General features: G+C 32.9%; 12 protein-coding genes and 2 pseudogenes. 7 read left to right on the plus strand and 7 right to left on the minus strand.

Going from position 1 to position 15,563, the window contains the following annotated elements:
* Positions 1 to 81: 81 nt before the first annotated feature.
* On the plus strand, positions 82 to 2,283 hold the full coding sequence (katG, locus tag MHN29_RS12070; protein ID WP_235275994.1) for a catalase/peroxidase HPI: 2,202 nt from the start codon (positions 82 to 84) through the stop codon (positions 2,281 to 2,283).
* 102 nt (positions 2,284 to 2,385) lie between these two features.
* On the opposite strand, the gene MHN29_RS12075 is transcribed toward katG, so the two are convergent.
* The 7 genes from MHN29_RS12075 to MHN29_RS12105 form a co-directional block, all read right to left on the minus strand.
* Entirely contained in the window at positions 2,386 to 2,556 is a 171-nt protein-coding gene (locus MHN29_RS12075) for a hypothetical protein (RefSeq protein WP_235275995.1), read from the minus strand.
* 523 nt (positions 2,557 to 3,079) lie between these two features.
* Entirely contained in the window at positions 3,080 to 4,243 is a 1,164-nt protein-coding gene (locus MHN29_RS12080) for a sigma-54 dependent transcriptional regulator (RefSeq protein ID WP_235275996.1), read from the minus strand.
* On the minus strand, positions 4,221 to 4,850 hold the full coding sequence (locus tag MHN29_RS12085; protein ID WP_235275997.1) for a hypothetical protein: 630 nt from the start codon (positions 4,848 to 4,850) through the stop codon (positions 4,221 to 4,223). Before MHN29_RS12085 ends, MHN29_RS12080 begins: the two co-directional genes overlap by 23 nt.
* 77 nt (positions 4,851 to 4,927) lie before the next feature.
* Positions 4,928 to 5,752, minus strand: a complete 825-nt coding sequence (locus MHN29_RS12090; RefSeq protein WP_235275998.1) for a mechanosensitive ion channel family protein — start codon at positions 5,750 to 5,752, stop codon at positions 4,928 to 4,930.
* Between the two features lie 84 nt (positions 5,753 to 5,836).
* Positions 5,837 to 7,159, minus strand: coding sequence for an ABC transporter permease (locus MHN29_RS12095; RefSeq protein ID WP_235275999.1), 1,323 nt, complete (start codon positions 7,157 to 7,159; stop codon positions 5,837 to 5,839).
* A gap of 3 nt (positions 7,160 to 7,162) precedes the next feature.
* Positions 7,163 to 8,092: an ABC transporter ATP-binding protein gene (locus MHN29_RS12100; RefSeq protein WP_235276000.1), complete on the minus strand. Its 930-nt coding sequence runs from the start codon at positions 8,090 to 8,092 to the stop codon at positions 7,163 to 7,165.
* Between the two features lie 133 nt (positions 8,093 to 8,225).
* Positions 8,226 to 9,299 carry a DUF418 domain-containing protein gene (locus MHN29_RS12105; protein ID WP_235276001.1) on the minus strand — a complete coding sequence of 358 codons (1,074 nt, stop codon included), beginning with the start codon at positions 9,297 to 9,299 and terminating at the stop codon, positions 8,226 to 8,228.
* A gap of 139 nt (positions 9,300 to 9,438) precedes the next feature.
* Between MHN29_RS12105 and MHN29_RS12110 the strand changes: the two genes are divergently transcribed.
* The 6 genes and pseudogenes from MHN29_RS12110 to MHN29_RS12125 all read left to right on the plus strand — a co-directional run bounded on the left by MHN29_RS12110 (position 9,439) and on the right by MHN29_RS12125 (position 15,449).
* On the plus strand, positions 9,439 to 9,900 hold the full coding sequence (locus MHN29_RS12110) for a MarR family winged helix-turn-helix transcriptional regulator (protein ID WP_235276002.1): 462 nt from the start codon (positions 9,439 to 9,441) through the stop codon (positions 9,898 to 9,900).
* A 17-nt stretch (positions 9,901 to 9,917) separates the two neighbouring features.
* Positions 9,918 to 10,826 (plus strand): annotated as a pseudogene (locus MHN29_RS18360) (3-hydroxyacyl-CoA dehydrogenase family protein); the annotation flags it as partial.
* A 178-nt stretch (positions 10,827 to 11,004) separates the two neighbouring features.
* On the plus strand, positions 11,005 to 11,103 hold the full coding sequence (locus tag MHN29_RS18365) for a helix-turn-helix domain-containing protein (RefSeq protein ID WP_370630577.1): 99 nt from the start codon (positions 11,005 to 11,007) through the stop codon (positions 11,101 to 11,103).
* 314 nt (positions 11,104 to 11,417) lie between these two features.
* Positions 11,418 to 12,326: pseudogene (locus MHN29_RS18370) on the plus strand (enoyl-CoA hydratase/isomerase family protein); the annotation flags it as partial.
* Between the two features lie 3 nt (positions 12,327 to 12,329).
* The gene (locus tag MHN29_RS12120; RefSeq protein WP_150900858.1) at positions 12,330 to 13,520 is read left to right on the plus strand and encodes an acetyl-CoA C-acyltransferase; all 1,191 of its coding nucleotides are present in this window, start codon (positions 12,330 to 12,332) and stop codon (positions 13,518 to 13,520) included.
* Between the two features lie 120 nt (positions 13,521 to 13,640).
* The gene (locus tag MHN29_RS12125) at positions 13,641 to 15,449 is read left to right on the plus strand and encodes an acyl-CoA dehydrogenase family protein (RefSeq protein ID WP_150900857.1); all 1,809 of its coding nucleotides are present in this window, start codon (positions 13,641 to 13,643) and stop codon (positions 15,447 to 15,449) included.
* The last annotated feature ends 114 nt before the right edge of the window (positions 15,450 to 15,563 follow it).

Raw genomic sequence — 15,563 nt, forward strand, 5'->3', positions numbered from 1 at the left:
TAATTAAATAAAAAATATAGATAAAAATTATTCAATGATTTATCGTAAATTTGAGTGCAACAACTTACAAAACAATATATTATGGAAGATAAACACGCACACGGGGCTTCTGGAGACATAACAAAATGTCCATTTATGGGAGGAACTCAAAAAGAAACTGCTGGAGGAGGAACTCGAAATAGAGATTGGTGGCCCAACGAATTAAAGTTAAATATTTTAAGGCAAAATGCTGCAAAATCGAACCCTATGGATCCCGATTTTGATTACGCTGCTGCCTTTAATAGTATAGACTATAATGAACTTAAAAAAGATTTGATTGATTTAATGACTGATTCGCAAGATTGGTGGCCTGCCGACTATGGTCATTATGGTGGATTTATGATTCGTATGGCTTGGCATAGTGCGGGGACTTATCGAGTTGGAGACGGTCGCGGAGGAGCTGGTTCAGGAACACAACGTTTTGCTCCTTTAAATAGTTGGCCAGATAATGGAAATTTAGATAAAGCACGTTTATTACTATGGCCTGTAAAGAAAAAGTATGGAAATAAAATTTCTTGGGCAGATTTAATGATTCTTGCAGGAAACTGTGCTTTAGAATCTATGGGCTTTAAAACATATGGTTTTGCTGGTGGTCGAGAAGATGTATGGGAACCAGAACAAGATATTTACTGGGGAAGTGAAACAGAATGGTTAGGAAATGAAGATCGTTACGCTGACGGTAATTTGGAAAGCGATTTAGGAGCTGTACATATGGGACTTATTTATGTAAATCCTGAAGGTCCAAACGGAAGACCTGATCCGGTTGCCTCTGGAGTTGATATCAGAGAAACATTTGGACGTATGGCAATGGATGATGAAGAAACGGTTGCTTTGGTAGCAGGTGGTCATACCTTTGGTAAAGCGCACGGAGCTGCAAATCCAGATACTTATGTAGGTGCAGAACCAGCTGGAGCTGCTATAGAAGAAATGAGTACAGGTTGGAAAAACAGCTTTGGAACAGGAGTTTTAGATGATGCAATTACTAGTGGTATTGAAGGAGCTTGGACGCCAAATCCTACACAGTGGGATCACGATTATTTTGATGTATTATTAAATTACGATTGGGAATTGACTAAAAGTCCAGCCGGAGCACATCAATGGACACCAACTGCTGCTTCAAATGCTCGAATGGCTCCAAAAGCTGGTGATCCTAACGGAAAGCAAGCCTTAATGATGACTACTGCCGACATGGCTTTGAAAATGGATCCAGCTTATTTAGAAATTTCAAAGCGTTTCCATAAAGACCACAAGGCTTTTGAAGATGCTTTTGCAAGAGCTTGGTATAAATTAACGCATCGTGATATGGGACCTGTAGCCTTATACTTAGGACCTGAAGTTCCTACTGAAGAATTAATTTGGCAAGACCCTATTCCAGCTGGAAATATCTTATCTGATGCTGAAGTTGCTACTTTAAAAGCTAGCATTGAAGCTTCTGGATTATCAATTTCACAAATGGTAACTACAGCATGGGCATCTGCTTCTACTTTTAGAGGTTCGGACAAACGTGGTGGTGCCAACGGTGGACGTATTCGATTAACTCCTCAAAAAGATTGGGAAGTAAACAATCCTGCTGAATTGGCTAAAGTTTTAGCAGTTTATGAAGGAATTCAAAAAGACTTTAGTGGAACTGTTTCTATTGCCGATTTAATTGTGCTTGGTGGTTCTGTTGGTATTGAATTAGCTGCTAAAAATGGCGGACATACCATAACTGTACCATTTACTTCAGGAAGAGGTGATGCTTCTCAAGAACAAACCGATGTAGTTTCTTTTGGATATTTAGAGCCTAGAGCCGATGGTTTTAGAAACTTTATAAAAAGTGATTTAAATGTTGCTGCTGAAGAACTATTAGTTGATAAAGCAAACCTATTAACACTAACCATTCCTGAAATGACCGTGTTGGTTGGTGGATTACGTGTTTTAGGAACGAATTACGATGGTTCAGACTTTGGTGTATTTACGGATGCTGTAGGAACATTGTCTAACGATTTCTTCACCAACATTCTTGACTTTACCTACACTTGGAAAGCAGCTTCTTCTAGCGACAAAGAATTTATTGGTAGAGATAGAAGAACTGGAGCTATGAAATTTTCAGCCACTAGAGCCGATCTAATTTTTGGTTCTAATACAGAACTAAGAGCCATTACTGAAGTATATGCTGCCGATGACGCAAAAGAAAAATTTGTAAGCGATTTTATTGCAGCTTGGACCAAGGTAATGAACCTTGATCGCTTTGATTTGGATTAATCAGAAGTTCAAATATTATTTTTCCTTGTTAATTACAGGGAAAGATTACTCTTAAAGAAAAAGGCTAGTTAAATCTTATTTAACTAGCCTCTTAACTTTTTATTAATAGTCTATTTCGTGACTTAATAAATCGTTAGGATCACATGGTCCTTCTTTAATAGTTGAAGTTTTAGTTCTTGGATCTTCAGTTACACAGTGAACATCTCCTCCAGAAATTTTTTGTTGCATTTCTCTACTTAAAACTTTTCCTAAACTTAAAAATTCTTTTTTCATAATAAATATTTAAAAAATTATCAATTCTTGATCATTTTAAGACACTCAAGATTTGTGTCTATTTTCGCGAAAAATATTTTCTTATATCATAAAAGGCTTCATTAAAAATCAACCTATATTAACCTTAATTAATGCCATAGAAATAACCGCAAACACAACACTGTTTCGTTACAAAACAGTCATGTTATAATTAAAAAAATAAAAAAGAAGCTTTTAGTATAAATTCATAGCATTCTTTCTCATATGGCTCAATTTTCGATTCAATTTTACGCCAAAAAACTGTAAAAAACAAAATTTATTTTGATAAAATTATGTTATAATTCTAATTACGAAAACCCCAAACCTTTTAACTCTTAAACATCAAATAGTTACACAACAAACCTGCATTTTACAAAAAAAACAAAAAACACAACCTTTTTATAAAAATATTTAAACTCAACTTACAACTTTAAATATTGATTAATTTCTTTAAATATTTCATAGGTATACTAATAAAAAAAGGAGGCTTTAACCTCCTTTTATTTTATTTACTAGCAAACAATTTTACATCGTTTTTGGAAACTGTTTTTTCTCCTAAAATAATTAACCGTTCCACTACATTCCTTAGTTCACGGATATTTCCAGTCCAATCGTATTCTTGCAATAATGTTATTGCTTCTTTAGAAAACTCTTTTTTTGGCATCCCTTGTTCGTTAGAAATCTTATCAGCAAAGAAGTTTACCAATAAAGGAATATCACCTCTTCTATCATTTAAAGCAGGAACTTTGATTAAGATTACTGCTAAACGGTGATATAAATCTTCACGGAAACGTCCTTCAGCTATTTCCTTTTTTAAGTCTTTGTTGGTTGCAGCTACAACTCTAACATTTACTTTAATATCTTTATCCGAACCTACTCTCGAAATTCTATTTTCTTGTAAAGCACGTAATACTTTTGCTTGTGCAGACAAACTCATATCACCTATCTCATCTAAGAAAATAGTTCCTCCGTTAGCTGCTTCAAACTTACCTGCTCTATCTTTATTAGCTCCTGTAAACGATCCTTTTACATGACCAAATAATTCACTTTCTATTAATTCCGATGGAATTGCAGCACAGTTTACCTCAATCATTGGTGCTTTTGAACGGTCTGATTTTTCGTGCAACCAGTGTGCTACTAATTCTTTTCCGGTTCCATTAGGTCCAGTAATTAAAACACGTGCATCGGTAGCGGCTACTTTTTCAATAATATCTTTAATATGAGTAATTTCATCACTCTCACCAATCATTTCGTAGCTCTTACTCACCTTCTTTTTAAGGCGTTTGTTCTCTACAACTAACTCTGTACGATCTAAAGCATTACGAACTGTATTTAATAACCTGTTTAAATCTGGCGGTTTCGATATATAATCAAAAGCACCTAAACGCATAGTATTAACAGCAGTATCTAAATCACCGTGACCAGAAATCATAACCATTGCAGTTTCAGGTTTTAGCTTTTTTGCTTTTTCTAATACCTCAACACCATCCATTTTTGGCATTTTAATATCGCACAATACCAAATCGTAATCTTTATTCTTAATCATTTCAATTCCAGCCAAACCATCTTCAGCCTCCTCCACTTCATAAGCATCATTCTCTTCTGTAATGATTTTTTTTAAAACTCTACGGATTGCCGCTTCGTCTTCAATTATTAATATTTTTGACATCTTCAGTTAGATTTTTATTCAACTTACTTATAATTATATCTTCATTATTTATAAAAGTCTCTTCCTCATACTTTATAAAAATGAATTTATTGTTTTTCTTTTTAAAGCGAATCAAAGACTGTTCCTTTATTATTTTGAAATCTAAAAAATCTTCCCATTTATAATTCTCAAAATAATTCCACTTTTTAGAAATACCTTTATCCGTTATGTAAAATACATTTTCTACCCCAAATAACTCACTTATTATTAGAGATGTAAATAATCCGTAAAATAAAGCAGAACTCGTATTTTCGATCAGAAAAAAATGAGCAAACTTTGTATTTAATTTAAAATTAATTTTTGATAAATATCCTATATAAACTACAGTAAGTATCAAAAATATGAAAGAAGTTATGTATCGGTTATAGAAAAGTTCTCTTTTTCCTAATTTTAAAAAACTTTCTTTATTTCTATAAAATTTTATTAACTCATATACTTTCGATACTACTATAAGTGCAAATAGAACTGTAAATATTTCTATAGATTTTTTTACTTCCCAAGTACTAAAAATAAAGAATAAAACTAAAATTAAATAAAACGAGATTTTTAATATACTTCTTCTTTTCATTAAATCTTTTTATTTATCAATCTACCTCTTTCTTCTCTTTTCTCTTACGTCTTTTGTCTCCTAATCTGTCATCTGTCTTACTCTTTTATAATATGAACATCTCTTTGCGGAAATGGTATAGAAATATTATGTTCTCTAAACAACTGATCTATTTTAAATCGAATTTCACTTTGCGGAATTAATGCTTGAAAACTATCGTTTAAAGTAAAAATCAACTTAAACTCTAATGCACTCTCTCCAAAGTTTTCAAATACAACTAATGGCGCTGGATATTCTAACACTTTTGGATGTTCGTTAGCAGCTTTTAACAACAGTTCTTTTACCAATTGAACACCACTACCATAGGCCACACCTACCGATACACTTTCACGAGTAGTAGTTCCGTTTTGAGTCCAATTATATAAACTATTCGATAAATATTTATGATTAGGTATTACCAGTACTTTGTTATCTATGGTTACTGCTCTAGTAGTTCTTAGTTTTATTTCCTCTACTCTACCTACTTTTCCATCAATCTCAATAATATCACCTACATGTACACTTTGATCAACAATAATGAAAATACCAGAAATGATGTCCTGGAACAAGGTTTGTAACGCCAAACCAACACCAATCAATAATGCTGCCGATGCTGCAAATATGGCTGTTACATCAACTCCAGAAGTGTTTAAAGTAGTTAGAAATATAATAATGTAGATAAACCAACTTGCAAAAGAAAAAACAGTATCAAACTTATTCTTATCCTCTGTTTGCAACCTTCTTTTTACAAACCTCTTAAAATACTTTAATAAAGACGATGCTAAAATTAATACAACTATAAGTACTAAAATCGATTTTACGCTTATACCTATTTCTTTATTAAATTGAAAAGTATAGTTAAGTATTTTATTAAGTTCTTTCACGAAAATATATTTGTAGTAAATATATAATTTTAGTTAAAAAAAGCAGCTATCTTTTTCTGATAACTGCTTTTTACTATTTTGTTTTTATCCGTTGTATTTAATCCATTTCCATAAATCTTTATAGCTTGGTTTCTTACCATACATTAAAATACCTACTCTATAAATCTTAGCTGCTACCCATACAATTAAGACAAACGTAACAACTAATAACAACATCGAAATTGCGATTTCCCACCAAGCAACTCCAAATGGAATACGCATTAGCATTACTATTGGCGAGGTAAATGGTATATATGAGAATACCACAGAAACTGGTCCATGAGGATCGTTTATTACAGTTGCGAAACCAACATATACTCCTAATATTAATGGCAACATAATTGGCATCATAAATTGTTGTGTGTCTGTTTCATTATCAACAGCAGCTCCTACAGCAGCAAATAATGAACTATATAACATATAACCTCCTAAGAAATAGAAAATAAATAGTAAGAACATTTTTAATAATGGTAACCTAAATATTTCCTGAATAATCATTTCTCCTTTGCTTCCAGCTGCTTGTTGCATAGCCTCCATTTGTTCTGGCGATACTTTTGCTGTTTGCATTTCCATCATATCTATTCCTAAGAACGAAGATGCTATTAAACTAAACACAAAGAATAAAATACCCCAAATAAAGAATTGTAACAATCCTGCCGAAGCATTACCTATAATTTTACCTAGCATTAACTGGAAAGGTTTTACTGAAGAAACAATTACTTCTATAATTCTACTTGTTTTCTCTTCAATAACACTTCGCATTACAGATGTTCCATAAATCATTACAAACATCATTAATAAATATCCAGCTATGGCTCCTACTCCAATTTTTAATCCATTGATTAATTTAGACGACTTCTCTCCTGAGAAATTAAACATCTTAATGTCTGATGAAATTTTAGATGCTTTTATATGTTCTAAATCTATTCCAAACTTATTTAACTTCTCGTTTCTAAGTTTCTTTTCAATTTTATTCTCTAAGCTTGCCATGATAGTCATACTAGGCGAATCTTTTGAGAAAAACTCAATTGAGTTTGCTAATATTTCTAAACTATCTTTTTTAGGAATGTATAAAGCTCCGTAGTAATCTCCTTCTTCAACTTTCTTTTTAGAATCGTCGAGACCTAAAGCTGTAAAGTCTTCATATTTTACAGTTTTTGAATCTTTAAATACATCTTTTGCAAACAATCCTGACTCGTCTACAAAAACGATTTTTTTAACTTTCTCATCGTTTTTCTTCATTAAGAAAAACACCAATGCTCCCATACCAATCATTAGTAAAGGACTTAAGAAAGTCATTACTATGAATGATTTATTTCTAACCTTAGCAATAAACTCGCGTTCTATAATTAACTTTAATCTACTCATAGCTTAACTGTTTTTATTTACTGCCTCAATAAAGATATCGTTGGCACTTGGTATTAATTCTACAAAATGTTGTACTTGTCCTTGTGTTGTTAAATACGATAATAAATCGTTTGCTGTATTTCCTTCTGTTAATTTTACGTTTAACTTTAAACCATCGTTTAATAATCTGAAATCAGCAGGTAACACTTTAAAGTTCTCTTTTAGTTTCGCTTCTACCTCTTTTCCGTTTGAAGTATTTAAACCAACTTGAAAAGTATTAGTTCTAAACTCTTTCTTTATATCATCTAATTTACCGTCTAATATTTTGTTAGACTTGTTAATTAAAGCAATATAATCGCACATTTCCTCAACACTTTCCATTCTGTGCGTTGAAAAAATAATCGTAGCTCCTTCGTCTCTTAATTGTAAAATTTCTTTTGCTATTAATTGTGCATTGATAGGATCAAACCCTGAGAAAGGCTCATCAAAAATTAATAATTTAGGTTGGTGTAAAACAGTTACAATAAACTGTACTTTTTGAGCCATTCCTTTAGATAACTCTTCAATTTTTTTACCCCACCAAGCACCTATATCAAACTTATCAAACCAATATTTTAAGCGTTTTTTAGCTTCCGATTTACTCAATCCTTTAAGCTGTGCTAAGTACAAAGCTTGCTCTCCAACTTTCATACTTTTGTACAAACCTCTTTCTTCTGGTAGGTATCCAATGTGCTCTATGTGGTTTGGAGCTAATTTTTCACCATCTAAAATAACACCTCCACTGTCGGGCATTGTTATTTGATTAATAATTCTAATCAAAGATGTTTTTCCTGCACCATTAGGTCCCAAAAGACCAAAAACACTTCCCTTAGGAATGTGCATAGATACATTGTTTAATGCAGTATACTCCCCATAGCGTTTTACTACATTATTAATTTCTAATAAATTATCCATAGATTTTAAAGTTGATTAATTGGTTGCTGTTTGTCAAAGAACAGCTAATGACAAACTTACATATTTTATATAGATTAGTATATTTCTTTTCCATTTTGTTACACTGAACATTTCTTTTTTATTATAAAGAACCTTAATTAGTTAGTTTTCTAATTACCCACTCCAAAGGTCCTTGTTCCTTTTTTTGTGTCCACAAATAAGCAAACACTATACATAAAAAACTAAACAATAAAGCATAGGTAAAGGAGAACGTAATTGAGTAACTCCCCATATTTTCTGGATTTAAAACAGCAACTATTCCCATTCCTATAACAACATGTGCTACATAAAATGTCAGGGCTAATTGACCTGTGCTTTTTAATACCTGAACAATAAAATGCTCTTTGTATTTATTTGAAATTAAAATACATATTGAGATTACTCCTATAGCGAAGCTACTTCCTGCAATCATATAAAAAGGTAAAGGAGGCATAGGACTCGTTCCTAAAACCTGACTTAACTCATTAAAGGTTTCAGTATTTCCTTCAGAAAATATATAAAGTAGAGTTTTAGAGACAATCACCGTAATTACAAAAACGCTCATACTGACAATCATTGATTTCTTAACAAATCTTTGGTTTGCTAAATTCTGTTTTCCAAACCAAAGACCAATTAACATAAAAGATACCCAAGGAATAACTGGATGAAAACCATTGTAAAATAGATTCCTCGTAAATCCGGATAGTGTCCAAAAATTATGATATTCAAATGTTTTATAATCCCAGCCAATATCATAATCGAAGAATAGCATAAGAACTGGATACAAAAGTATAATCGCTCCAGCAACAAGTAATATTTTTGATTTATCAACTGTTAAAAACAATACAGTTAGAAGCATATAGATTCCATAGAAATGTAGAATATCAGCAATCCAAATAGGCAAATACACTACACCTATTATAAATAGAAAAACGGCTCTTTTTATAATTTTGTTTCTAACAATATGAAGCTTTTGTTGATCTCTATTTTGAATACTTGAGTTAGACATAAATGCCAACCCTACTCCTGCTAATACCACAAAAGTAGCAGCAGCTTTTCCTTCAAATAAGCTTGTAAAGTATTTTAATGTCTGATTTCCATTATTTCCAAACGCAACTTTAAAATTAACTATAATCATTCCTATTACAGCCAATGCTCTTGCCACATCAATACCAATTATACGTTTCATCATATACAATTTAAAACTACTAATTAGTAAGCCCTTAGTGCCTTTCGTTACGTTATCTGTATGTTAATTTTATTATGCACGCATAACTTTTTTGCAAAATACTATGCATGCATAATAAATTTTTATATCTTTGACAACGATGGATAAAAGTAAATCAATAGATCACCAATTAAGAGCTACTTGGCAAGCTGTTGCAAAATTGTATAACGAACAAGCTGCAAAGCACGATAGTACAATGGCAACTGCTTTTGTTTTATTGAACATAGATTATGAAAACGGTACGCCTTCTACAGCCTTAGGCCCTTTAATGGGAATGGAACCTACTAGTCTTTCTCGTTTATTAAAAACAATGGAAGATAAAGGGGTTATATACAGAGAGAAAAATCCTAATGATGGTAGAAGTGTTATTATTAAGTTAACCGATTATGGTAAAGAAATGCGAGAAGTTTCTAAAGGCCATGTATATCAATTTAACAATAAAGTAAGAGAACATATTACTGAAGAAGAATTGGAAAACTTCTTTAAAGTAACAACTACAATAAACAAACTTATTACAGACAAGTTAATATACGATAATGATATTGACAAAAAAGCTGTATAAAACAAACCAACAAACAAATGACAAGAAGAATTAAAAAAGTAGCAATTATCGGTTCTGGTATTATGGGAAGTGGTATTGCATGTCATTTTGCCAACATTGGCGTTGAAGTCTTATTATTAGACATTGTTCCTAGAGAACTTAACGACAAAGAAAAAGCAAAAGGATTAACGTTAGAAGACAAAGCTGTTCGTAATCGTTTGGTTAATGATGCTTTAGCTGCTTCGTTAAAATCGAAGCCATCTCCTATTTACAAAAAAGAGTTTGCTAGTAGAATTACTACTGGTAACTTAGAAGATGATATCGCTAAGGTTGCTGATGTAGATTGGATTATGGAAGTTGTTGTAGAGCGATTAGATATTAAAAAAATCGTTTTTGAAAAATTAGAAAAGTACCGTAAGCCTGGTACTATTATTTCATCAAATACTTCGGGGATTCCTATCAAATTTATGAATGAAGGAAGAAGTGAAGATTTCCAAAAGCACTTTGCTGTAACTCACTTTTTTAACCCTCCTCGTTATTTAAAATTATTTGAAGTTGTTCCTGGACCTAACTGTAAGCAAGAGGTTACTGACTTCTTAATGGATTACGGTTCTAAATTCTTAGGAAAAACTTCTGTATTAGCTAAAGATACTCCTGCTTTTATTGGTAATAGAATTGGTATTTTCGGAATCCAATCGTTATTCCACCAAGTAAAAGAATTAGGATTAACTATTGAAGAAGTAGATAAATTAACAGGACCAGTTATTGGACGTCCTAAGTCTGCTACTTTCCGTACTGTTGATGTTGTTGGTTTAGATACTTTAGTACATGTTGCTAATGGTATTTACGACAACTGTCCTAACGACGAAGCGCACGAATTATTCAAGTTACCAGATTTCATCAATACAATGATGGAAAATAAATGGTTAGGAAGTAAAACTAAGCAAGGTTTCTACAAGAAAACTGTTAACGCAGAAGGAAAGAAAGAGATCTTATCGTTAGATTTAGATACGATGGAATATCGTGCTAAAAAACGTGCGAAGTTTGCTACGTTAGAATTAACAAAAACTATAGATAAACCAATTGATCGTTTTAAAGTATTAGTTGGAGGAAAAGATAAAGCGGGTGAATTCTACCGTAAGAACTTTGCAGCAATGTTTGCATACGTTCAAAATAGAATTCCAGAAATCTCTGACGATTTATATAAAATTGACGATGCCATGAAAGCTGGTTTCGGATGGGAAAATGGACCTTTCGAAATTTGGGATGCTGTAGGTGTAGAAAAAGGTATCGAATTAATGAAAGCTGAAGGAAAAGAGCCAGCTGCTTGGGTTACTGAAATGCTAGCAAAAGGATCTAAATCTTTCTATACAGTTAAAGATGGAGCTACTTATTACTATGATGTAACAGCAAAAGCTCAAACTAAAAAACCAGGTCAGGATTCGTTCATCATCTTAGATAATATTCGTAAAACAAATGAGGTATTTAAAAACTCAGGGGTTGTTATTGAAGATTTAGGAGATGGTATCTTAAACTGTGAATTCCAATCTAAAATGAACACTATTGGTGGAGATGTTTTAGCGGGATTAAACAAAGCAGTTGATTTAGCTGAAAAAGACTTCCAAGGATTAGTAATTGGTAACCAAGGAGCAAACTTCTCTGTTGGTGCTAATATTGGAATGATTTTTATGATGGCTGTAGAGCAAGAGTATGACGAATTAAATATGGCTATCAAGTATTTCCAAGATACAATGATGCGTATGCGTTATTCTGCAATTCCTACAATTGCTGCTCCACATGGTATGGCTTTAGGTGGTGGATGTGAATTATCATTACACGCTGATAAAGTTGTTGCTGCTGCTGAAACTTATATGGGATTAGTAGAATTTGGAGTTGGAGTTATCCCTGGTGGAGGTGGTTCTAAAGAAATGGCATTACGTGCCTCTGACACTTTCCGTAAAGGAGATGTACAATTAAATGTATTACAAGAGTATTTCTTAACTATAGGTATGGCTAAAGTAGGAACTTCAGCATATGAAGCTTTCGATTTAGGTTTATTAGAAAAAGGTAAAGATGTAGTTGTAGTAAATAGAGATCGTCAAATTGCAGAAGCTAAGAAACATGCATTGTTACTAGCTGAAGCTGGATATACACAACCTGCTGCTCGTAAAGATGATGTATTAGTACTTGGAAAACAAGCATTAGGTGCATTCTTAGTAGCTACAGATTCTATGCAAGCAAGTAGATTTATATCAGAACACGATCAAAAGATTGCAAACAAATTAGCCTATGTAATGGCTGGTGGAGATTTATCAGAACCAACAAAAGTTTCTGAACAGTATTTATTAAACCTTGAACGTGAAGCATTCTTAAGCTTAGCTACAGAACGTAAAACGTTAGAGCGTATTCAACACATGTTAAAAACTGGTAAACCATTAAGAAACTAAAAGATGAAAACAGCATATATAGTAAAAGGATATAGAACCGCCGTAGGTAAATCTAAAAAAGGTGCGTTCAGATTTAAAAGAGCTGATGAGTTAGCTGCTGAAACAATCGATTATATGATGAAGCAGTTACCTGAGTTCGATAAAAAACGAATTGACGATGTTATCGTTGGTAACGCAATGCCAGAAGGTTCTCAAGGATTAAACATGGCTCGTTTAATTTCTTTAATGGGATTAAAAACTGAAGATGTTCCTGGAGTAACTGTAAACCGTTTCTGTTCTTCTGGATTAGAAACTATAGGTATGGCAGTAGCAAAGATTCAATCTGGAATGGCAGATTGTATTATTGCTGGAGGTGCTGAAAGTATGAGTTCTGTACCTATGACAGGATTTAAACCAGAATTAAACTACGATATCGTAGCTGATGGTCATGCTGATTATTACTGGGGAATGGGAAATACAGCCGAAGAGGTTGCTCAGAAATATAACATTTCTCGTAAAGATCAAGATGAGTTTGCTTTAAACTCTCACTTAAAAGCATTAAAAGCTCAAGAAGAAAATCGTTTCCAAGACCAAATAGTTCCTATTGAAGTTGAAGAAACTTATGTAGATGCTAATGGTAAAAGAGCTACAAGAAAATTTACAGTAACAAAAGACGAAGGTCCACGTAAAGGATCAAACATAGCTGGATTAGAGCGCTTAAAACCAGTATTTGCTGCTGGTGGTAGTGTTACAGCGGGTAACTCTTCACAAACAAGTGATGGAGCTGCTTTTGTTATGGTTATGAGCGAAGATATGGTTAAGGAATTAAACCTAAAACCAATAGCACGTATGGTAAGTTATGCTGCTGCTGGTGTTCCACCAAGAATTATGGGAATTGGACCAGTTGCTGCTATTCCAAAGGCGTTAAAACAAGCTGGATTAAAGCAGGAAGACATTAGCTTAATAGAATTGAACGAAGCATTTGCTTCTCAATCATTAGCAGTAATTCGCGAATTAGGACTAGATGCAGACATCATTAATGTAAATGGTGGAGCAATCGCTTTAGGACACCCATTAGGTTGTACTGGAGCTAAATTATCAGTTCAATTATTTGATGAAATGCGTAAGCGTAACATGCAAGGAAAGTACGGTATGGTAACTATGTGTGTAGGTACTGGACAAGGTGCTGCTGGTATTTTCGAATTTTTAAACTAGGAATAAGATATAAGTAATGAGTATTGAGGTTTTTCTCTACTCCTAAAAAAATAAATTTAAAATCAAAAAAGTAGTTAGTAACTCAATACTCACTACTGATTACTAAAATCTAAAAATATTATGTCAGAATTAAAGAAAGATATTTTACGTGGTGGGCAGTTTCTTGTAAAGGAAACAAACTGTGAAGATGTATTCACTCCAGAAGATTTTTCTGAAGAGCAAAATATGATGAAAGAAGCGGTTAAAGAATTTAACGACCGTGAAATCATTCCTCATAAAGAGCGTTTTGAAAAGAAAGATTATGCCTTAACTGAAGAAACTATGCGTAAAGCTGGTGAATTAGGTTTCTTAGGTGTTTCTGTTCCTGAAGCTTACGGTGGATTAGGAATGGGATTTGTTTCTACGATGTTAACTTGTGATTATATTTCAAGTGGAACTGGTTCTTTTAGTACTGCTTTTGGTGCACACACAGGTATTGGAACAATGCCAATTACTTTATATGGTACAGAAGAGCAAAAGCAAAAATTTGTTCCTGCTTTAGCAATGGGTGAGCGTTTTGGAGCTTACTGTTTAACTGAACCAGGAGCTGGATCGGATGCTAATTCTGGTAAAACTACTGCCGAATTAACTGAAGACGGTAAACATTATAAAATTAACGGACAAAAGATGTGGATTTCTAATGCAGGTTTTGCTGAAATCTTTATCGTTTTTGCTCGTATAGAAGATGATAAAAACATTACTGGTTTTATCTTAGAATATGATAAAAACAATCCTAACGGGGTTACTTTAGGAGAGGAAGAGCATAAATTAGGTATCCGTGCTTCTTCTACTCGTCAGGTATTCTTTAACGATACATTAGTACCAGTAGAAAATATGTTATCAGTTCGTGGTGGTGGATTCAAAATCGCTATGAACGCATTAAACGTTGGACGTATTAAATTAGCAGCTGCTTGTTTAGATTCTCAAAGAAGAATTATTGATCACGCTGTAAATTACGCTAACGAACGTAAACAATTTAAAACTCCTATCTCTGAATTTGGAGCTATTAAAATGAAATTAGCAGAAATGGCTACCAATGCTTATGTTGGAGAGTCTGCATCGTATAGAGCTGCTAAAAACATTGAAGATAGAATCGCTATCCGTGAATCAGAAGGAAACACACATCAAGAAGCAGAATTAAAAGGTGTTGAGGAATACGCTATTGAATGTTCAATCTTAAAAGTAGCTGTTTCTGAAGATGTTCAAAACTGTTCTGATGAAGGAATCCAAGTTTACGGAGGTATGGGATTCTCTGAAGAGACTCCAATGGAATCTGCTTGGAGAGATGCTCGTATTGCTCGTATTTATGAAGGAACTAACGAAATTAACAGATTATTATCTGTAGGAATGTTAGTTAAGAAAGCCATGAAAGGTCATGTAGATTTATTAAATCCTGCTATGGCTGTTGGTGAAGAGTTAATGGGTATTCCATCTTTTGACACACCAGATTATTCTGAGTTGTTTGCAGAAGAGAAAGAAATTATAGCAAAATTAAAGAAGGTATTTTTAATGGTTGCTGGTGCTGCTATCCAAAAATTTGGAACTGAGTTAGAACAACACCAACAATTATTAACTGCTGCTTCTAATATCTTAATTGAAATTTACATGGCAGAGTCTGGAATTTTGAGAACTGAGAAAAACGCAAAACGTTTTGGTGAAGAAGCTCAAAAAGAACAGATTGCAATGGCGAAATTATACTTATACAATGCTGTAGAAATTATTACTAAAAACGGAAGAGAAGGAATTATCTCTTTTGCTGAAGGTGATGAGCAACGTATGATGTTAATGGGATTAAAGCGTTTTACAAAATATGCGAACTATCCTAACGTTGTTGAGCTACGTAATACAATTGCAGAAAAGTTAAAAGCAGAAAATAAATATTGCTTCTAAAAAGAATAAAATAGTTTATCTCATTATGTAATTATTATATGATAAACTATTATTAAAAAGCTTCTATAACTTTATAGGTTTTAGAATTTAGTTGTTTGTTTAAAGATCGTTAAA

The organism is Tenacibaculum sp. Cn5-46, from assembly GCF_022347705.1.
GTDB lineage: Bacteria > Bacteroidota > Bacteroidia > Flavobacteriales > Flavobacteriaceae > Polaribacter > Polaribacter aiptasiae.